Below are 17,629 nucleotides of genomic sequence, written 5' to 3' on the forward strand. Positions count from 1 at the left end.
GTTAATACGACAGCGAACGTAACGAAGTAGGTTTGGATTGATGAGCCGGCAGGGCAAGGCGCACGACCGTCGAGCGCCACGTGTCGCGTTGGTTGAGCAGGGCTTCGAGGCTGTTGAGTAACGACGTCCCGTGAGGGTCAGTGCGCAGGCATTGGACCAACCAGAGCGCGCCACTGTCGGGCGCTTGGGCGAGCGAGCCTTGAAAGTGATTCAGGCTGGCCGCACCCAACCGCAGCCAACAGTGCAACGGTGCGTGATCCGGCCGACAGGACGTCAGTTGGACGCAGATCAACACCGCGCCGCCGTGACGTTTCAGTAGGATTTCGTCGTTGTTCTCGAGGACAAGCATCTGTTCCGCGTCGCTGCCCAACCAGTCAATAAGTTGATCTTCCAACTTATGGCACACCGTCCAGTGCGGTTTTGAACAGCATGTGGTTGACCCGGCTGTGCTCGTTGAACGCCCAATCGGAGTGATGCCTTTTAAACATGCTCTCGTAAAACATCAGCATGTCCTCTGAGGTTTCCGCAGGGGACTGTTCGATGGTTTTATAACGCAGGGTGTCAGCCTTAACTTGGCCCAGAAGCTCACGTTTGAAGCCGTTATAGAAGTCCATGATTCTCTCCTGATAGACCTCACCTCTGTGGTCAGTGCTGGCTATTCAGTTCCAAGTTGATTGCGCCAGGCCAGCCTGATCACCTTCTTTGGAAAACGGGGCAAGCATGGAGGCCCAATTGATGTGAAAGTCGCCTTCGTCGGTTTTCAGAACGAGGGTTTGAGTGCTGAGGGTGTCGTCTGGCTGAAGTCTCCAACGCGCGGCGTCATGGCGGCTGAGGCAATGTTTGAGTGCCTCGATTTCCCGTGGATGACACAACAGGACCGCATTCACCTCCGGGACCTGGCTTGCCAGCAATTGCTTGAGCAGCGCTGCCAGGCGTTGTGGCTGCGGCGTCTCGTCAAGCAGGTGCCTGATCGCCTGGTTGGCGACCCCTGTGATGTACCGCTCCAGGTTGTCGCACATTGCTTTTCGCTCGTTTTCCCATCGATGCATCTGTGCGTTGGCACGTTGCCAGAACGCCTGGCCCGCCTGCTCCAAAAGCGCCTCGCGGCTGAGTTGTGCGCGGTTGAGCAACGCGTCAGCCTGAGCCTTGGCGCGGGTCAACAGGTGTTCGGCTTGGGTGCAGTCAGCGAGCACCTCTCTGGGGATCAGCCCGTGCGACAGGCTATGGGCGTCCGGCGGCAGCGTGATTTTGCGTCGGCAGAGCATCGTCAGTTGTCCATTGCGTGGGGCGCAGGCACCAAGCGAGTGCTGGCGCGTGTTGTCATGCGCCACACCACGGCTTGCCACAGGGTATCCAGGCGACTCGCATCGCCGGCGTATGGGCGGTGGCTTCTTTCCAGTTCGAGCACACGCGCAAGGCAAAAGCGCAATCGGAGGCGTTGCCAGACGGGAGGCTCAACCCATGCACGCAGCAGCTGCAAAGGATCGTCTGCAGGTAACAGTGTTTGCGGGGGCAGGGCCTTGGCAATTCGCTTGCACCACAGGTGATGATCCTCCTGCAAAGCGGTGGTGGTGTGCGGCCTACAAATGCTGTCAATCAGGTCGAGCACGAAGTCGAGCTCCGAAGCCGACGCCAAGGCCAGCTTGAGCAGCGTGGGGTGAGGAGCAGGGGGCAGGCCGGGGGTAATCCCTTCGACGGTACAGTTCACGGAGGCATCGATAAGGCACAGCGCGTTGATTACCGGGGCGCCGAGGGTACGCCAGTCATCGTGCGCCGACCTCCAGGGACGCGCCCACCATTGCGCCCAGCCCAGGTGTTCACTCACGGGTTGGTCGCTTGCGAATTATCGGAGTAGCCGGCTGCCACTTGGATTGCCCGCTGTCGCCGGTTGCGCAGGAAGAGTAACGCGGCCGTCGCCATCACGATCGCAACCAACGTAAGGGTCATGCTGGCGCGCCAAAAGCCGAGGTCATCTGCGGGTATCAAGAACGGCCCGAAATACGCCAGCTGCCGTTGCTCTTGATAGGCGATTGAAGGCACAAAGACCACCGTGAGCTTTTGCGGGTTATCCACCGCCGTGGACATTCCCGGGATGCTGCTGGCAACCATTCGGCGAACCCGAGAACGGATATTGTCGGGGTCCAGCCGCGGATCATGCTTGATGAACACCGAAGCAGAGGCCGGTTGCACCGGTTCTCCCGGCGCGATGCGCTCTGGAAGCACCACATGCACCCGGGCGACGATGACACCGTCAATGTTCGACAAGGTCGCCTCAAGTTCCTGGGACAGGGCATAGATGTACCGAGCCCGCTCCTCCAGCGGTGTTGAAATGACGCCGTCCTTGCGAAACGTATCGCCCAGTGTGGTACGTGCGACCTTGGGCAACCCGACCGCCTCCAGCGTCCGCACGGCACGACCGATGTCGACGGCATTGACGACCACGACAACACCGTCTTTAGCAGGCACTTTTTGTGCGCGGATATGCTTGTCAGCCAATTCGGCAATGACCTCGTTGGCTTCTTGTTCGGATAGTTGGCGGTGGAGTTCGACGCGCTCACTGCAACCGTTCAGCAAGAAGGCGAGCCATAAAAGCAGCAGAGCGGGGAGGAGGGACTTCATGCCCATCTACTGCAGATTGCTGATTTTATCGAGGCCTTGGGCGGTTTTACCGACACCCTTGACCAGGATGTGGGTCAGCAGCAAGGTGTTGGAAAGGTGGCTGGGGTAGTCCCGCATCGCACGCTCGTTATTTTTTTTACTGAGGGCGCGCAAACTTTTGCCCATGCGCTCTGTTGAGTGAGCGAGCGCGTCTGATGCGTCTGCCAGCAGGCTGGTCCGTTCAGCCCGGTGCGTGGTGGCAGCCGGGGCGGTTGGCTGTGCCAGGGCTGAGGTGAAGTGATGGATATCGGCAGACGGTGAGGGTGAATATTCAACTGATCTGTGTGCGCTGCCAGTGTCGTCATGCTCTGCGGAAAAAACGGTTTTGATTTGCATGCCAGACCTTTTGCATCAAGGGCTCAGGAGGGCGACGCTGGGTAAGCGTCGCCGGTGTAGAAAACTTCCCCGACTGATTGCCTCGGGGAAGCTGGCCATTCTTAACGGTAGGTGTCAGCAACACTCTTCAAGCCGGTTTGCCACCTGGCTTCTCGACCCAACTCTGCGATCTTTTTGTTGTCTTCTTTAGACCCTTCGGTGGTTTCTTCCAAACTCGGTGCGCCTGAGCCATAACCATTGCCAACCGGATAAGGGTTAAAGCCAGTGTTAGAGGGTATCGTCATTGGGTGTTCTCCAGGGATGCCTGCAATAAAGATAGTGGGTTTACCAGTTTGATTCATAATGTTTGAATCGCTGCTGGCACTAACTATGTGGCCATTGGTGTGGATGGCGTTCCTGAAGTTTTCCGTGCAAATGTTTCGAATTATTAGTTGGTGGCCTGGGGTTTAATCCAACGAAATATGAAGGTGTTTCATTCGGTAGTAAAGTGTGCGTTTGGCCACGCCTAACTCGACGGCCACACTGTCCACATTGTGTTCGTGCCGCTGCAGAGACTCTTCAATCAGCGTCTTTTCAATCTGTTGAAGGCGGCCCTTGAGGCCTATCTCGACCCCTTCATCCGGCATGGCCGGCCCACACAGCGGTGGCAGTCCCAGTACGCAGCGCTTGGCGGCCGAGCGCAATTCACGCACGTTACCCAGCCAGGAATAGCCAAGCAGCTGCAGCAGCAGCGTGCAGGGCGGTGACGGTGGTGGGCGTTTGAAACGCTCGGCCTCCTGCCTGAGCATGCTCAAGAATAAAGGGATAATGCGTTCACGGCGCTCACGCAGGGGCGCGAGCTGGATGGTGACCACATTCAGGCGGAAATAAAGATCGCGCCTGAACGTTCCTCGCTCGACCATTTTGTGCAGCAGCTGCTGGGCAGACGCTATAACGCGCATATCTACCGGGATGAAGCGGGTCGAACCCAAGCGCTCGACGCCACGGGCCTCCAGTACTCGCAGCAGCTTGGCCTGGAGCGAGAGCGGCAAGCTGTCGATTTCATCCAGGTACAAGGTGCCCAGGTGCGCGGCTTCGATGAAGCCTGCCCGAGATTGCACGGCGCCGGTGTATGCGCCGCTGTTGACTCCAAACAGTTGACTCTCCGCCAGGGTCTCTGGAATGGCTGCGCAATTGACAGCGACCAGGTTGCCCCGTCGTCCTGATAGCCGATGAATGCGTTGTGCCAAGGTATCTTTGCCGGTGCCGGTTTCTCCCAGCAACAGGATGTCAACGTTGAGGGGGGCAGTGCTGCTCAAGACATGTTCAATGTCAGCGTCTTCAATGAGTGAGGTGCTTGTTTCGTTTTCCATGTGGTCAAGCGCCGACATCGGATGATTACTCCATACTCGCTCTTGCTTCACTGTCGAAAAGACAACGTGCAGGCTCTGCACAATAGAGCGAATTTTATAACAGTTATCACCGGTCCTCAGGGTGATTAGTTGCCGAAGTCATGTGGGATAAGTTTGATAGTTTTCGGGTGCTGATTGTATTAAGTAGAGCGGTGCAGGGGAGAGTAGGCGGAGTCTGAAAACCGTTGATATTTAGACTGATCTGTTGTGTCAGAGTATTCGTAAAGTCGTCGCCCACAAAAAAGCCGATGCAGTGCATCGGCTTTTTATATTCGGCGTAAACCGCGGGTGGCGATTACACGTTGAAACGGAAGTGCATCACATCGCCATCTTTAACGATGTATTCCTTGCCTTCCAGGCGCCATTTGCCCGCTTCCTTGGCACCGGCCTCGCCCTTGTACTGGATAAAGTCGTTGTAGGCGATCACTTCGGCGCGGATAAAGCCTTTTTCGAAGTCAGTGTGGATCACACCGGCGGCCTGTGGTGCGGTGGCACCGACCTTGACGGTCCAGGCGCGGACTTCTTCAACACCAGCGGTGAAGTAGGTCTGCAGGTTGAGCATCTCGTAGCCGGCGCGGATTACGCGGTTCAGGCCAGGTTCTGTCAGGCCAAGGGCCTCGAGGAACATGTCCTTTTCCTCGCCGTCATCGAGTTCGGCGATTTCCGCTTCGATCTTGTTGCACACCGGAACAACGATGGCGCCTTCTTCGTCAGCGATGGCCTTGACCACGTCCAGCAGCGGGTTGTTCTCGAAACCGTCTTCAGCAACGTTGGCGATGTACATCACAGGCTTGGTGGTCAGCAGGTGGAAGCCTTTGATCACGGCCTTCTCGTCAGCGCCCATGTTCTTCATCAGGCTGCGCGCAGGCTTGCCTTCGGTGAAGTGAGCGATCAGTTGCTCCAGCAGGCCTTTCTGGACCACGGCATCCTTGTCGCCGCCCTTGGCGTTACGTGCAACTTTCTGCAGTTGCTTCTCGCAGCTGTCGAGGTCGGCGAAGATCAGTTCCAGGTCGATGATCTCGATGTCGCGCTTAGGGTCAACGCTGTTGGAGACATGGATCACGTTCTCGTCTTCAAAGCAGCGGACCACGTGGGCGATGGCGTCGGTCTCGCGGATGTTGGCCAGGAACTTGTTGCCCAGGCCTTCACCTTTCGACGCGCCGGCTACCAGGCCTGCGATGTCGACGAATTCCATAGTGGTCGGCAGGATGCGCTTGGGGTTGACGATGGCCGCCAGAGCCTCCAGGCGCGGGTCGGGCATAGGCACGATACCGCTGTTGGGCTCGATGGTGCAGAAGGGGAAGTTCTCCGCTGCAATACCGGACTTGGTCAGGGCGTTGAACAGGGTGGATTTGCCGACGTTGGGCAGGCCGACGATGCCGCAATTGAATCCCATGGTGTTTCCCCTCGGTAAGAGTCAGGCCTTCTGGCTGTGCAGGTTTTTCATCGCGCGGTTCCATTCACCGGCGAAGATATCCGGCAGCACGCCGAGGGCAAAGTCGATGCTGGCATCGAGTTTTTCCTGTTCGGCGCGTGGCGCACGACCCAGGACGAAATTTGAAACCATACTGGCAACGCCTGGGTGGCCAATGCCGAGCCGCAGGCGGTAGAAATTATTCTGATTACCCAACTGCGCGATAATGTCGCGCAGGCCGTTGTGCCCGCCATGCCCGCCGCCCAGCTTGAGCTTGGCAACACCGGGTGGCAGGTCCAGTTCGTCATGGGCCACCAGGATTTCCTCGGGTTTGATCCGGAAGAAGCCCGCAAGCGCCGCGACAGCCTGGCCGCTGCGGTTCATGTAGGTGGTGGGAATCAGCAGACGAACATCCTGACCCTGGTGCGAGAAGCGCCCGGTCAGGCCAAAATATTTGCGATCGGCCACCAGGTTCACACCTTGGGCGTGGGCGATGCGCTCAACAAAAAGGGCCCCCGCGTTATGCCGGGTCTGTTCGTATTCGGCGCCTGGATTTCCCAGGCCAACGATCAGTTTAATGGCAGTCACGACAGGGGCCCTTCCTTTGGAGTTGTGGATAACATCGCCAGACCTGAGTGCGGCGAAAGTGGACAACACTACATCATTTACTCAAGAGTAAACGTCGCGTTATCGCCCGCTTTCTCGCTACGTTTCGGTCCGCGATGTTTCCTCAAGCTCCGGCAATACAGAGTGGATTACTCTGCAGCGCCTTCTTCTTCAGCTTCTGGAGCAACGCGTGGAGCGTGAACGTTGGCAACAGCTTTGTCATCACCGTGAGCCAGTGCGACAAATTCAACGCCTTTAGGGGCTTTGAGGTCGGACAGGTGAACGATCGCGCCGATTTCCAGAGCCGACAGGTCGACTTCGATGAACTCAGGCAGGTCTTTCGGCAGGCAGGTCACTTCGATTTCGTTCAGGACGTGCGAGATCTCGCCGCCTTTCTTGACCGGAGCTTCTTCACCCACAAAGTGCACAGGCACGATAGCGGTCAGTTTCTGGCCAGCTACAACGCGAACGAAGTCAGCGTGCATGATGAACTGCTTGGAAGGGTGACGCTGCATCGCTTTAACGATGACGTTCTGCTTGGCGCCGTCGACGTTCAGCTCGATAACGTGGCTGTAGGCAGCTTCGTTTTCGAACAGCTTGGCGATTTCCTTGGCCAGGATGGTCACGGATTCAGCAGGCTTGTTACCACCGTATACAACGGCTGGGATGTTGGCGGCGTGACGCAGGCGGCGGCTCGCACCTTTCCCCAGGTCAGTACGCGCTTGGGCGTTCAGAGTAAAGTCGTTCATGTTGTATCTCCAAAATAGCCATCATCGAGCGGCGTTTGCGACCAGCGCCAGACTCGACATGGGCAAAAAAGCCCCGCCCCAACAGAATGTCGGGGCGGGGCGCTTTTCGTCAGTGGGATGGACCGAAGGTTTGACCCTTAACGGAACATCGCGCTGATCGATTCTTCATTGCTGATACGGCGAACCGCCTCGGCAACAACCGGTGCGATATCCAGTTGACGGATACGCGAACAGGCTTGAGCAGCAGCGGACAACGGGATGGTGTTGGTCACCACCAGTTCGTCCAGCATGGAATTCTCGATGTTCTCGATCGCTCGGCCAGACAGCACAGGGTGTGTGCAGTAGGCGAAGACTTTAGCGGCACCGTGCTCTTTCAAGGCTTTCGCCGCATGGCACAGGGTGCCGGCGGTGTCGACCATGTCATCAACCAGAATACAGGTACGCCCTTCGACATCACCGATGATATGCATCACTTCAGAGTGATTGGCTTTCTCACGGCGTTTGTCGATGATCCCGAGGTCCACGCCCAGGGATTTGGCAACAGCACGTGCACGCACGACGCCGCCAATGTCCGGGGACACGATCATCAGGTTTTCAAAGCGCTGATCTTCGATGTCATCCACCAGTACAGGGGAGCCGTAGATGTTATCTACTGGAATATCGAAGAACCCCTGGATTTGATCAGCGTGCAGGTCAACCGTGAGAACACGATCGATACCTACCACGGTCAGCATGTCAGCAACGACTTTCGCGCTGATAGCCACACGTGCAGAACGCGGACGGCGATCCTGACGGGCATAACCAAAGTAAGGGATTACAGCTGTGATTCGAGTCGCTGAGGAGCGGCGGAAGGCATCAGCCATCACGACGAGTTCCATCAGGTTATCGTTGGTCGGAGCGCAAGTCGGCTGAATAATGAAGACGTCTTTACCGCGGACGTTTTCATTGATCTCGGCTGTAATTTCGCCGTCGGAGAACTTACCGACAGAGATGTCACCGAGAGGGATATGCAGCTGACGTACGACACGTCGAGCCAGATCGGGGTTAGCGTTCCCCGTAAAGACCATCATCTTGGACACGCGCAGTACCTAGAGGCTGAGGGTAACCTGGATGAGTATAGGAAAATGGCAGGGGCGGCTGGATTCGAACCAACGCATGGCAGGATCAAAACCTGCTGCCTTACCGCTTGGCGACGCCCCTGTATCTGTTGCAACGAGTGCCTAACACTCGGTTCCTTTAGAGCAGACTTTGCAGCTTGCGATGCAACATCGAAACGTTGCTTCCTTTTGCTACAAACCCTGTAAGGGTCTCTGTAAGAAGGGCCGAGACTTTATCAGCTTCAGCTTTGCTTGGGAAGCCCCCAAACACACAACTTCCAGTTCCGGTTAATTTTGCTTCGGTAAATTTACCTAACAAATTCAAAGCGTTACGTACCTCTGGATAACGCCTTGCTACAACCGGTAAGCAGTCATTTCGACTGTTTCCCTTGGGAACGGGGCGCACTTTAATGGGAGGAGAGTTACGTGTCAACAGTGGATCTGAAAAAATTTCTGCTGTACTTACAGATACTTGCGGAACAAGCACGACATACCACGGCTCTTCGGGGTATTCCGGGGTGAGTTTTTCGCCCACGCCCTCGGCGAAAGCCGCGTGCCCACGCACGAAAACCGGCACGTCCGCACCCAGCGTCAGGCCCAGCGCAGCCAGGCGATCGTGGTCCCAGCCCAGGTGCCACAAGTGGTTCAAGCCCAGCAAAGTCGTGGCGGCATTCGAGCTGCCGCCACCGATACCGCCGCCCATGGGCAGGATTTTATCGATCCAGATATCGATGCCGAGCGAGCAACCGGAGTGCTCCTGAAGTTTTCTCGCCGCCTTCACGATCAGGTTGCTGTCGTGAGGGACGCCTTCGAATTCGGTATGCAGCTTGATCACGCCATCGTCGCGCACGGCGAAGGTCAGTTCATCGCCGTAGTCGAGAAATTGAAACAGTGTCTGCAACTCGTGATAGCCGTCTTCACGACGCCCCAGAATGTGCAGCATCAGATTGAGTTTGGCCGGGGAGGGCAGGGTCAATGTTGGTGTGGACACGTTATTGCCCCAGCTTGCGCGGTTGCCAGTCCTTGATCACCAGCGTGACGTCAAGGTCGGGGCCATGCAGCTTGATGCGTTCCGGCAGCCAGTAACCGCTTTGTTCCACGTAGCTCAAATACTCAACCTGCCAGCCGTCCTGCTCCAGGGTCGCCAGGCGGCTATCGCCGTTCAGGCCCAGGCGGCTCTTGCTGTCAGGCGCGGGCAGGCCGCGCACCCACCAGACCAGATGGGACACCGGCAGTTTCCAGCCAATCTGCTCTTCCAGCAGGGCCTCTGGCGAGGTCGCTTCATAGCGGCCCTGGTTGGCCACTTCAAGGCTCACTTGCCCTGGGCGACCGGTCAGGCGGGCTGCGCCACGGCCCAGTGGGCCAGACAGGCGAATATCGTAGTAGTCCTGGCGTTGCAGCCAGAACAAGGTGCCGCTACCCGAGTCTTTCGGTGCGCGAACACCGACTTTGCCTTCGATCTGCCAGCCGTCGATGCTGCTGAGCTGATCCTTGTGTTGCTTCCATTGGGCCGGGTTGCCCTGGCCTTCAACGGATTCGCGGCTGCCTATGCCCGCGCAACCGGCGAGCAGGGCGATGAAACTGAAAACAACGAGGTGGCGCAAGAACATAAGCTTAAAGGGTCTCGGAGCCGGTCAGGCGTTTGATGGTGCCGCGCAAAATGGGGCTTTCGGGTTGTTCCTTGAGGAATTTTTCCCAGATCTGGCGTGCTTCGCGCTGCTTGCCATTGGCCCACAGCACTTCGCCCAGGTGGGCGGCGACTTCCTGGTCGGGGAAGCGCTCCAGTGCCTGGCGCAGCAAGCGTTCAGCCTCGTCCAGGTTGCCCAGGCGATAATTCACCCAGCCCAGGCTGTCGAGGACGGCCGGGTCTTCCGGATTGAGCTTGTGGGCTTGCTCGATCAGCACCTTGGCTTCGTCGTAGCGCGTCGTGCGGTCGGACAAGGTGTAGCCCAGGGCGTTGAGGGCCATGGCGTTGTCAGGGTCGCGCTTGATGATCAAGCGCAGGTCTTTTTCCATCTGCGCCAGGTCATTGCGTTTTTCCGCCTGCATGGCGCGGGTATACAGCAGGTTCAAATCGTCGGGGAATTGCAGCAGGGCCTGTTGCAGCAGTTTCCAGGCTCGCTCGCCCTGATTGTTGGCCGACAAGGTCTCGGCCTGGATCAGGTACAGCTGAATCGCATAGTCTGGTTCGGCATCCCGCGCAGCGGCCAGGCGTTTTTCCGCCTCGTCGGTACGGCCGTTGCTCATCAGGATATCGGCCTGGCGCAACTGGGCCGGCAGGTAGTCATTGCCGGGGCCCACCTGTGCGTATTCGAGCAGGGCAGCTTGCGGGTCGTTGCGTTCTTCGGCGATGCGACCGAGGTTCAGGTGTGCCGAGTCCACATGGCTTTCACGCTGGATCAGCTCTTCGAGATACCCCTTGGCCTCGTCCCAGGCCTTGGCTTCCAGGCACACCAGCGCCAGGGAGTAGCGCAGCTCGTCGTCGTCCGGGTATTGCTGCACCAGGTTGGCGAACTGCACCTTGGCGTCTTCCATGCGGTCCTGTTCGACCAGCATGCGTGCGTAGGTCAGGCGCAGGCGCTTGTCATCCGGGTACTTCTTGATGCTTTTTTCCAGCAGAGGAATGGCTTCCTTGCCGCGATTGAGGTTCTGCAGCAGGCGTGCGCGCAGCAGGATCGGGGCGATTTCGCCTTCTTCTGGCGGGTTCTGCTCCAGCAGCTTCAGCGCCGCGTCGGCTTCGTCGTCCTGTTGCAGCAACAATGCCTTGCCGAAAATCAGCTGACTGTTCTTCGGGTGCTTTTGCAGCAGGCGGTCGAAACTGTTCATCAGCCCATTGCGGGTGTCCTGGTCGGTGTCGGCAGCCGACAGTGCGAGGAAGTCGAAGTGGGTATCGCCCTTGCCCTGCAGGACTTTCTCCATATAGACCATGGAGTCGTCATAGCGCCCGGCCCGTGCCAGTTGAATGGCCGCCGCCCGTTGTGCTTCCAGATCGTCCGGGGCGTTTTTTGCCCAGATCAGCGACGTGTCCAGCGCAGCCTGGTCAGCGCCCAGGTACTCGGCGATGCGAAAGGCTCGCTCGGAAATCCCTGGATCCTGGGTGTTGATCGCCTGGGTCACGTAGTTATCCAGCGCAATATCGAAGCGATTGCGTTGGCCGGCCAGCTCTGCGGTCAGCAGGCTGTACACCGTTTCTTCCGTGAACGAGGAGTAAACCTTGGGCTTTTCAGGGGCTGGGGTGCTGTCTTCCACCGGCGGGGTACCGTCCGGCGACACGGGTGCCATGGCCTGGCAGCCGCTGAGGAAGACTAAAGCAAGGAGCAACGCGGAAGATCTATTCATATAGGAAGAGGACGACTAACCTGCGGTCGGATCATCATGACACAAGCCTTCGGCCAAACATAACCGAGTCTCAATGGGTGCCTTTATAGACACAAGGCATTAGGACAATAGACGACGGTGGTTGTTCTGAATCTTTCGAAGTAGGACAATTGTCGGCTTCCCGACATCATCAGCGATATTGAATGGCCTTCCTCGCACTCGGTATTAACCACAAGACTGCCTCCGTAGACGTGCGCGAGCGCGTGGCGTTTACGCCAGAGCAGTTGGTTGAGGCCCTGCAGCAGCTCTGCCGGCTTACCGACAGTCGCGAAGCTGCGATCCTTTCGACCTGCAATCGCAGCGAGCTTTATATAGAGCAGGAACATCTTTCGGCGGATGTCGTGCTGCGCTGGCTGGCCGATTACCACCATTTGAACCTCGACGACCTGCGCGCGAGCGCTTATGTGCACGAAGAGGATGCGGCAGTTCGTCACATGATGCGCGTGGCGGCGGGCCTCGATTCGCTGGTGTTGGGCGAACCGCAGATCCTCGGCCAGATGAAGTCCGCCTACGCCGTGGCGCGTGAGGCCGGCACCGTCGGTCCGCTGCTGGGTCGCCTGTTCCAGGCCACGTTCAATTCCGCCAAGCAGGTCCGCACCGACACCGCCATCGGCGAAAACCCGGTGTCCGTGGCGTTTGCCGCGGTCAGCCTGGCCAAACAGATTTTCAGTGACTTGCAACGCAGCCAGGCCTTGCTGATCGGCGCAGGCGAGACCATCACCCTGGTCGCCCGCCACCTGCATGACCTGGGGGTCAAGCGCATCGTGGTGGCCAACCGTACCCTGGAGCGCGCGAGCATCCTCGCCGAGCAGTTTGGCGCGCATGCTGTGCTGCTGTCGGACATCCCTGCCGAACTGGTGCGCAGCGATATCGTCATCAGCTCCACCGCCAGCCAGTTGCCGATCCTGGGCAAGGGCGCGGTCGAGAGCGCATTGAAGCTGCGCAAGCACAAACCCATCTTTATGGTGGACATCGCCGTTCCACGGGATATCGAGCCCGAAGTCGGCGAGTTGGACGACGTTTACCTCTATAGCGTCGACGATCTGCACGAAGTGGTGGCCGAGAACCTCAAGAGCCGCCAGGGCGCTGCCCAGGCCGCCGAGGAAATGGTCAGCACCGGCGCCGAAGATTTCATGGTGCGCCTGCGTGAGTTGGCAGCGGTGGACGTGCTCAAGGCGTATCGTCAGCAAGGCGAACGCCTGCGCGACGAGGAACTGATCAAGGCCCAGCGCTTACTGGCCAACGGCAGCAGCGCCGAAGAAGTGCTGATGCAACTGGCGCGTGGCCTCACCAACAAGTTGCTCCACGCACCCAGCGTACAATTGAAAAAGCTTACCGCCGAAGGCCGCCTTGATGCGCTGGCCATGGCCCAGGAACTCTTTGCCCTCGGTGAGGGCGCGTCAGATAGCTCTTCGGATAAAAAACCGCAATGAAAGCGTCACTGCTCAATAAACTGGACGTGCTCCAGGACCGTTTCGAAGAACTGACCGCCTTGCTCGGCGATGGCGAGGTCATCTCCGATCAGGCCAAATTCCGTGCCTATTCCAAGGAATACGCCGAAGTTGAGCCGATTGTGGCCACCTACAAAAACCTGACCAAGGTGCAGGCCGACCTTGAAGGCGCCCAGGCGCTGCTCAAGGACAGCGACCCGGACATGCGCGAAATGGCCGTGGAAGAGGTCCGCGAGGCCAAGGAAAAACTGGCCGAACTGGAGGGCGACCTGCAGCGCATGTTGCTGCCCAAGGACCCCAATGACGGTCGCAATGTGTTCCTGGAAATTCGTGCGGGCACTGGCGGTGACGAGGCGGCGATCTTCTCCGGCGACCTGTTCCGCATGTATTCGCGCTATGCCGAACGTCGCGGCTGGCGTGTCGAGATCTTGTCCGAGAACGAAGGCGAGCACGGCGGCTATAAAGAAGTCATCGCGCGGGTTGAAGGCGACAACGTCTATGGCAAGCTCAAGTTCGAGTCCGGCGCACACCGCGTACAGCGCGTGCCCGCAACCGAATCCCAGGGCCGTATCCACACCTCGGCGTGTACGGTCGCGGTGTTGCCGGAGCCGGATGAACAGGAAGCCATCGAGATCAACCCGGCCGACTTGCGCGTCGACACCTACCGCTCGTCGGGCGCTGGTGGTCAACACGTCAACAAGACCGACTCGGCGATCCGTATCACCCACTTGCCCTCGGGCATTGTGGTGGAGTGCCAGGAAGAGCGTTCCCAGCACAAGAACCGTGCGCGGGCCATGTCCTGGCTGTCGGCGAAGCTCAATGACCAGCAGACCAGCGCTGCCGCCAATGCGATTGCCAGCGAGCGCAAGTTGCTGGTGGGTTCGGGCGACCGTTCCGAGCGTATCCGTACCTATAATTTTGCCCAGGGCCGGGTCACCGACCATCGGGTGAACCTCACGCTTTACTCGCTGGACGAAATTCTCGCCGGTGGTGTTGACGCCGTGATCGAACCGTTGCTCGCCGAGTACCAGGCCGATCAACTGGCGGCGATAGGGGAATAAATGACCATCATCGCCAGCCTGCTGCGCGCCGCCGACCTTCCCGACTCGCCCACCGCACGCCTGGATGCCGAGTTGTTGCTGGCCGCTGCCCTGGGTAAATCCCGCAGCTACCTGCACACCTGGCCGGAAAAAATCGTCAGCAGCGAAGACGCGCTGACCTTTGCCGGCTACCTGCAGCGCCGTCGCGGCGGTGAGCCGGTGGCTTATATCCTCGGTCAGCAAGGTTTCTGGAAGCTGGACCTGGAGGTTGCGCCCCATACCTTGATCCCGCGTCCGGACACTGAATTGCTGGTAGAAGCCGCCCTGCAATTGTTGCCTGCCACGCCGGCCAAGGTCCTCGACCTGGGCACCGGCAGTGGCGCCATTGCCCTGGCCCTGGCCAGCGAGCGCCCGGCCTGGCAGGTGACTGCAGTCGACCGTGTGCTCGAAGCCGTGGCCCTGGCCGAACGCAATCGCCAGCGCCTGCACCTCAATAACGCCACGGTGCTGAACAGCCACTGGTTCAGCGCGCTGCAAGGTCATCGCTATGACCTGATCATCAGCAACCCGCCGTATATCGCCGATAACGATCCGCACCTGGTGGCGGGTGACGTGCGCTTTGAGCCTGCCAGCGCCCTGGTGTCCGGGCATGATGGGTTGGACGACTTGCGCCTGATCATCAAAGCAGCCCCCGCTCACCTCAATGCGGGTGGGCGACTGCTGCTGGAGCATGGTTACGACCAGGCCCCGGCCGTGCGCGACCTGCTGCTGAGTGAGGGCTTTGACGAGGTTCACAGCCGTATCGACCTCGGCGGTCACGAGCGCATTACCCTGGGGCGTCGGCCGTGCTGACCGATCAGGAGCTGTTGCGCTATAGCCGACAGATTCTGTTGCAGCATGTCGACATCGAAGGCCAATTGCGCCTGAAAAACAGCCGTGCGTTGATCGTCGGTCTTGGCGGCCTGGGCGCGCCCGTCGCGATGTACCTGGCGGCTGCCGGTGTGGGTGCGTTGCATCTGGCGGACTTCGACACGGTCGACCTGACCAACCTGCAGCGCCAGATCATCCACGACACGGACAGTGTCGGGCAGACCAAGGTCGACTCGGCCCAGCGCCGGCTGACCGCCATCAACCCCGAAATCACACTGGTTGCCCACCGTACCGCGCTGGACGCCGACTCCCTGGCCGCCGCGGTGGCAGCGGTGGACGTGGTACTCGATTGCAGCGACAACTTCTCCACCCGTGAAGCGGTGAATGCCGCCTGCGTCGCCGCCGGCAAGCCATTGATCAGCGGTGCGGCGATCCGCCTGGAAGGGCAATTGTCGGTCTTCGACCCGCGGCGTACCGACAGCCCGTGCTACCACTGTTTATACGGGCACGGCAGCGACACCGAACTCACCTGCAGCGAAGCCGGCGTGATCGGTCCGCTGGTGGGGCTGGTCGGCAGCCTGCAAGCCCTGGAAGCCCTGAAACTGCTGGCGGGTTTTGGTGAGCCCCTGGTGGGTCGCCTGTTGCTCATTGATGCCTTGACCACGCGTTTTCGCGAACTGCGTGTCAAGCGAGACCCCGGTTGCAGCGTGTGCGGGACACAACATGGTTAAGAGTGCGCCGATCGGTGTGTTCGATTCCGGAATCGGCGGGTTGACCGTGCTGGATGAAATCCAACAGCTGTTGCCCCACGAATCGCTGCTGTACGTGGCCGATTGCGGGCACATCCCCTACGGCGAGAAAAGCCCGGCGTTTATCCTTGAGCGTTCGCGGCGAGTCGCGGCGTTTTTCCGGGAGCAGGGCGCCAAGGCCTTCGTGATTGCCTGTAACACGGCCACCGTCGCCGCAGTCGCCGACCTGCGCGAGGATTTTCCCGATTGGCCCCTGGTGGGCATGGAGCCCGCCGTCAAACCTGCCGCTGCGGCCACTCGCAGTGGGGTCGTGGGGGTGCTTGCCACCACCGGTACGCTGCAAAGCGCCAAGTTCGCCGCCTTGCTCGACCGTTTCGCCACCGATGTGCGAGTGATCACCCAACCCTGCCCAGGCCTGGTGGAGCTGATTGAAAGCGGTGACCTGAGCAGTCCAGCCCTGCGTCAGTTGCTACAGGGGTACATCGAACCACTGCTCAGCGCGGGTTGCGACACCATCATCCTGGGCTGTACCCACTATCCCTTCCTCAAGCCGCTTCTGGCGCAGATGCTTCCTTCGAGCATCGTGCTCATCGACACCGGCGCCGCCGTGGCCCGCCAGCTCAAGCGTTTGCTGGGTGAGCGAGACCTGCTGGCCGTCGGTAATCCCGAACCTGCACAGTTCTGGACCAGCGGCGATGTGTATCACCTAAGAAATATCCTACCAACACTATGGAAATATTCCGGCGTTGTGCGAAGCTTCGGTGCGTGAAAATTTCGTGAAAATCCGGGGTTATTGACTGGAACTTCTGACTACACGCCAGCTTCTATAGCGAGATAGCCTGTTTACAACCCTATAACTTCGTTTGGAAAGGATGTTTCTTATGAAGCGCTTGTTCTGTTTGGCTGCGATTGCGGCCGCTGTAGTGGGGCACTCTGTTTCGGCACAGGCCGCGGGCCTGGAATTGGGTGTCGGGGGCACGAGCGATTCGACCATGACCTATCGGCTGGGGCTGACATCGGACTGGGATAAAAGCTGGCTGCAAAGCAATACCGGTCGACTGACCGGTTACTGGAGCGGTGCCTATACCTATTGGGACGGTGATAAGCGCGCCAGCGCCAGCAGCCTGTCGTTCTCGCCGGTATTTGTGTATGAATTCGCCGGGGAATCGGTGAAGCCTTACATCGAAGCCGGGATCGGGGTAGCGGTGTTCTCCCGCACCAAACTGGAAGACAACAACATCGGCCAGGCTTTCCAGTTCGAAGACCGCCTGGGCTTCGGCCTGCGCTTCGCCGGCGGGCATGAAGTGGGTATTCGTGCCACGCATTACTCCAATGCGGGCATCAGCAGCAACAACGATGGGGTAGAGAGCTACTCGTTGCACTACACCTTGCCGCTGTAACGCTCAAGAACACTGCAAAACACTGTGGGAGCTGGCTTGCCTGCGATAGCATCACCTCGGTGTGACTGACACACCCAGGCGCCTGCATCGCAGGCAAGCCAACGCCCACATTTGATTTTCGCCGTATTTACGATCAGCGATACGCTGTTGCAATGCCTTCGCGCTCGGTCAAGCACTCCGGCGCTCCCATCTCGAATTCCCGACAGATCAGCGGCCGTCGCTCGTAGATAGTGCACATCATCGTGTCCCGATCCAGCGCCGCGCACCAGCCATCGTCCAGGCGCAGCATGACTTCGCCGCCCCAGTCATCGGTGTCGATATAACGCTCCGGCACGCCCGTGTCGGTGATCAGCATGACTTCCAGCTGGCAGCAGCAGGCCGCGCACGTCGAGCAGGTGACGGTGGGTTCGGCGATTTGGGTGTGGGGGATGTTTGTCATAGGCACGCAGTGTAAGGCAAGCGAAGGACGCCCGTGTAAAACGACTGACAG

The 17,629-nt window shown here is 59.1% G+C and carries 22 protein-coding genes and 1 tRNA gene; 6 read left to right on the forward strand and 17 right to left on the reverse strand.

What is annotated here, in order from left to right; genetic code table 11:
• Position 1: 1 nt before the first annotated feature.
• From ATH90_RS03830 to ATH90_RS03900, 16 genes are all read right to left on the reverse strand, one after another.
• Positions 2-394, reverse strand: coding sequence for a zinc-binding metallopeptidase family protein (locus tag ATH90_RS03830; protein ID WP_098465743.1), 393 nt, complete (start codon positions 392-394; stop codon positions 2-4).
• Between the two features lies 1 nt (position 395).
• Entirely contained in the window at positions 396-614 is a 219-nt protein-coding gene (locus ATH90_RS03835; RefSeq protein ID WP_028618740.1) for a hypothetical protein, read from the reverse strand.
• 45 nt (positions 615-659) lie between these two features.
• Positions 660-1,265, reverse strand: a complete 606-nt coding sequence (gene sctL / locus ATH90_RS03840) for a type III secretion system stator protein SctL (protein WP_098465744.1) — start codon at positions 1,263-1,265, stop codon at positions 660-662.
• A 2-nt stretch (positions 1,266-1,267) separates the two neighbouring features.
• Entirely contained in the window at positions 1,268-1,825 is a 558-nt protein-coding gene (locus ATH90_RS03845) for a type III secretion protein (RefSeq protein ID WP_098465745.1), read from the reverse strand.
• Positions 1,822-2,619 carry a type III secretion system inner membrane ring lipoprotein SctJ gene (gene sctJ / locus ATH90_RS03850; RefSeq protein ID WP_098467642.1) on the reverse strand — a complete coding sequence of 266 codons (798 nt, stop codon included), beginning with the start codon at positions 2,617-2,619 and terminating at the stop codon, positions 1,822-1,824. The genes ATH90_RS03845 and sctJ overlap by 4 nt, the downstream gene beginning before the upstream one ends.
• A 6-nt stretch (positions 2,620-2,625) precedes the next feature.
• Positions 2,626-2,994: an EscI/YscI/HrpB family type III secretion system inner rod protein gene (locus ATH90_RS29505; RefSeq protein WP_237142783.1), complete on the reverse strand. Its 369-nt coding sequence runs from the start codon at positions 2,992-2,994 to the stop codon at positions 2,626-2,628.
• A 101-nt stretch (positions 2,995-3,095) separates the two neighbouring features.
• Entirely contained in the window at positions 3,096-3,335 is a 240-nt protein-coding gene (locus ATH90_RS28965; RefSeq protein WP_141537458.1) for a hypothetical protein, read from the reverse strand.
• Positions 3,336-3,440: 105 nt separating this feature from the next.
• Positions 3,441-4,364: a sigma 54-interacting transcriptional regulator gene (locus ATH90_RS03860; RefSeq protein WP_098465746.1), complete on the reverse strand. Its 924-nt coding sequence runs from the start codon at positions 4,362-4,364 to the stop codon at positions 3,441-3,443.
• A 316-nt stretch (positions 4,365-4,680) separates the two neighbouring features.
• Positions 4,681-5,781 (reverse strand): redox-regulated ATPase YchF, encoded by a 1,101-nt coding sequence (ychF, locus tag ATH90_RS03865; RefSeq protein WP_034102007.1) that lies wholly within the window; start codon positions 5,779-5,781, stop codon positions 4,681-4,683.
• A 21-nt stretch (positions 5,782-5,802) separates the two neighbouring features.
• Positions 5,803-6,387 carry an aminoacyl-tRNA hydrolase gene (gene pth / locus ATH90_RS03870; protein ID WP_010213318.1) on the reverse strand — a complete coding sequence of 195 codons (585 nt, stop codon included), beginning with the start codon at positions 6,385-6,387 and terminating at the stop codon, positions 5,803-5,805.
• Between the two features lie 167 nt (positions 6,388-6,554).
• Positions 6,555-7,154: a 50S ribosomal protein L25/general stress protein Ctc gene (locus ATH90_RS03875; protein WP_034102008.1), complete on the reverse strand. Its 600-nt coding sequence runs from the start codon at positions 7,152-7,154 to the stop codon at positions 6,555-6,557.
• A 137-nt stretch (positions 7,155-7,291) separates the two neighbouring features.
• Positions 7,292-8,233 carry a ribose-phosphate pyrophosphokinase gene (locus ATH90_RS03880; RefSeq protein WP_003208392.1) on the reverse strand — a complete coding sequence of 314 codons (942 nt, stop codon included), beginning with the start codon at positions 8,231-8,233 and terminating at the stop codon, positions 7,292-7,294.
• A gap of 46 nt (positions 8,234-8,279) precedes the next feature.
• Positions 8,280-8,354, reverse strand: a tRNA-Gln gene (locus tag ATH90_RS03885).
• A 36-nt stretch (positions 8,355-8,390) separates the two neighbouring features.
• The gene (ispE, locus tag ATH90_RS03890) at positions 8,391-9,194 is read right to left on the reverse strand and encodes a 4-(cytidine 5'-diphospho)-2-C-methyl-D-erythritol kinase (RefSeq protein ID WP_189655511.1); all 804 of its coding nucleotides are present in this window, start codon (positions 9,192-9,194) and stop codon (positions 8,391-8,393) included.
• A gap of 49 nt (positions 9,195-9,243) precedes the next feature.
• On the reverse strand, positions 9,244-9,861 hold the full coding sequence (gene lolB, locus ATH90_RS03895; protein ID WP_069021609.1) for a lipoprotein insertase outer membrane protein LolB: 618 nt from the start codon (positions 9,859-9,861) through the stop codon (positions 9,244-9,246).
• Positions 9,862-9,865: 4 nt separating this feature from the next.
• Positions 9,866-11,590 carry a tetratricopeptide repeat protein gene (locus ATH90_RS03900; protein WP_098465748.1) on the reverse strand — a complete coding sequence of 575 codons (1,725 nt, stop codon included), beginning with the start codon at positions 11,588-11,590 and terminating at the stop codon, positions 9,866-9,868.
• Between the two features lie 182 nt (positions 11,591-11,772).
• Here ATH90_RS03900 and hemA point away from each other — a divergent pair, with 182 nt between their 5' ends.
• The 6 genes from hemA (at position 11,773) to ATH90_RS03930 (ending at position 17,139) form a co-directional block, all read left to right on the forward strand.
• The gene (gene hemA / locus ATH90_RS03905; RefSeq protein WP_034102012.1) at positions 11,773-13,062 is read left to right on the forward strand and encodes a glutamyl-tRNA reductase; all 1,290 of its coding nucleotides are present in this window, start codon (positions 11,773-11,775) and stop codon (positions 13,060-13,062) included.
• A complete protein-coding gene (gene prfA / locus ATH90_RS03910) occupies positions 13,059-14,141 on the forward strand; it encodes a peptide chain release factor 1 (protein WP_034102013.1) in 1,083 nt (360 codons plus the stop codon). Before hemA ends, prfA begins: the two co-directional genes overlap by 4 nt.
• Positions 14,142-14,972: a peptide chain release factor N(5)-glutamine methyltransferase gene (prmC, locus tag ATH90_RS03915; RefSeq protein ID WP_034102014.1), complete on the forward strand. Its 831-nt coding sequence runs from the start codon at positions 14,142-14,144 to the stop codon at positions 14,970-14,972.
• The gene (locus ATH90_RS03920) at positions 14,966-15,721 is read left to right on the forward strand and encodes a molybdopterin-synthase adenylyltransferase MoeB (RefSeq protein WP_069021606.1); all 756 of its coding nucleotides are present in this window, start codon (positions 14,966-14,968) and stop codon (positions 15,719-15,721) included. Before prmC ends, ATH90_RS03920 begins: the two co-directional genes overlap by 7 nt.
• A complete protein-coding gene (murI, locus tag ATH90_RS03925; RefSeq protein WP_098465749.1) occupies positions 15,714-16,508 on the forward strand; it encodes a glutamate racemase in 795 nt (264 codons plus the stop codon). The genes ATH90_RS03920 and murI overlap by 8 nt, the downstream gene beginning before the upstream one ends.
• 112 nt (positions 16,509-16,620) lie before the next feature.
• Complete coding sequence (locus tag ATH90_RS03930; RefSeq protein WP_034102018.1) at positions 16,621-17,139, forward strand: acyloxyacyl hydrolase; 519 nt, start codon at positions 16,621-16,623, stop codon at positions 17,137-17,139.
• A gap of 133 nt (positions 17,140-17,272) precedes the next feature.
• Here ATH90_RS03930 and ATH90_RS03935 read toward each other — a convergent pair whose 3' ends face one another.
• Positions 17,273-17,578, reverse strand: coding sequence for a YkgJ family cysteine cluster protein (locus tag ATH90_RS03935; RefSeq protein WP_034102020.1), 306 nt, complete (start codon positions 17,576-17,578; stop codon positions 17,273-17,275).
• Positions 17,579-17,629: the final 51 nt, after the last annotated feature.

The sequence above is a fragment of the Pseudomonas lurida genome (genome assembly GCF_002563895.1).
GTDB lineage: Bacteria > Pseudomonadota > Gammaproteobacteria > Pseudomonadales > Pseudomonadaceae > Aquipseudomonas > Aquipseudomonas lurida.

Excerpts from the sequence above, each read along its gene's own strand:
- ATH90_RS03835 (WP_028618740.1), bottom strand. The coding sequence starts at position 614 with ATGGACTTCTATAACGGCTTCAAACGTGAGCTTCTGGGCCAAGTTAAG.
- sctL (WP_098465744.1), bottom strand. The coding sequence starts at position 1,265 with ATGCTCTGCCGACGCAAAATCACGCTGCCGCCGGACGCCCATAGCCTG.
- sctJ (WP_098467642.1), bottom strand. The coding sequence starts at position 2,619 with ATGAAGTCCCTCCTCCCCGCTCTGCTGCTTTTATGGCTCGCCTTCTTG.
- ATH90_RS29505 (WP_237142783.1), bottom strand. The coding sequence starts at position 2,994 with ATGCAAATCAAAACCGTTTTTTCCGCAGAGCATGACGACACTGGCAGC.
- ATH90_RS28965 (WP_141537458.1), bottom strand. The coding sequence starts at position 3,335 with ATGAATCAAACTGGTAAACCCACTATCTTTATTGCAGGCATCCCTGGA.
- ATH90_RS03860 (WP_098465746.1), bottom strand. The coding sequence starts at position 4,364 with ATGTCGGCGCTTGACCACATGGAAAACGAAACAAGCACCTCACTCATT.
- ychF (WP_034102007.1), bottom strand. The coding sequence starts at position 5,781 with ATGGGATTCAATTGCGGCATCGTCGGCCTGCCCAACGTCGGCAAATCC.
- ATH90_RS03875 (WP_034102008.1), bottom strand. The coding sequence starts at position 7,154 with ATGAACGACTTTACTCTGAACGCCCAAGCGCGTACTGACCTGGGGAAA.
- ispE (WP_189655511.1), bottom strand. The coding sequence starts at position 9,194 with ATGCTGCACATTCTGGGGCGTCGTGAAGACGGCTATCACGAGTTGCAG.
- lolB (WP_069021609.1), bottom strand. The coding sequence starts at position 9,861 with ATGTTCTTGCGCCACCTCGTTGTTTTCAGTTTCATCGCCCTGCTCGCC.
- ATH90_RS03900 (WP_098465748.1), bottom strand. The coding sequence starts at position 11,590 with ATGAATAGATCTTCCGCGTTGCTCCTTGCTTTAGTCTTCCTCAGCGGC.
- hemA (WP_034102012.1), top strand. The coding sequence starts at position 11,773 with ATGGCCTTCCTCGCACTCGGTATTAACCACAAGACTGCCTCCGTAGAC.
- prfA (WP_034102013.1), top strand. The coding sequence starts at position 13,059 with ATGAAAGCGTCACTGCTCAATAAACTGGACGTGCTCCAGGACCGTTTC.
- prmC (WP_034102014.1), top strand. The coding sequence starts at position 14,142 with ATGACCATCATCGCCAGCCTGCTGCGCGCCGCCGACCTTCCCGACTCG.
- murI (WP_098465749.1), top strand. The coding sequence starts at position 15,714 with ATGGTTAAGAGTGCGCCGATCGGTGTGTTCGATTCCGGAATCGGCGGG.
- ATH90_RS03930 (WP_034102018.1), top strand. The coding sequence starts at position 16,621 with ATGAAGCGCTTGTTCTGTTTGGCTGCGATTGCGGCCGCTGTAGTGGGG.
- ATH90_RS03935 (WP_034102020.1), bottom strand. The coding sequence starts at position 17,578 with ATGACAAACATCCCCCACACCCAAATCGCCGAACCCACCGTCACCTGC.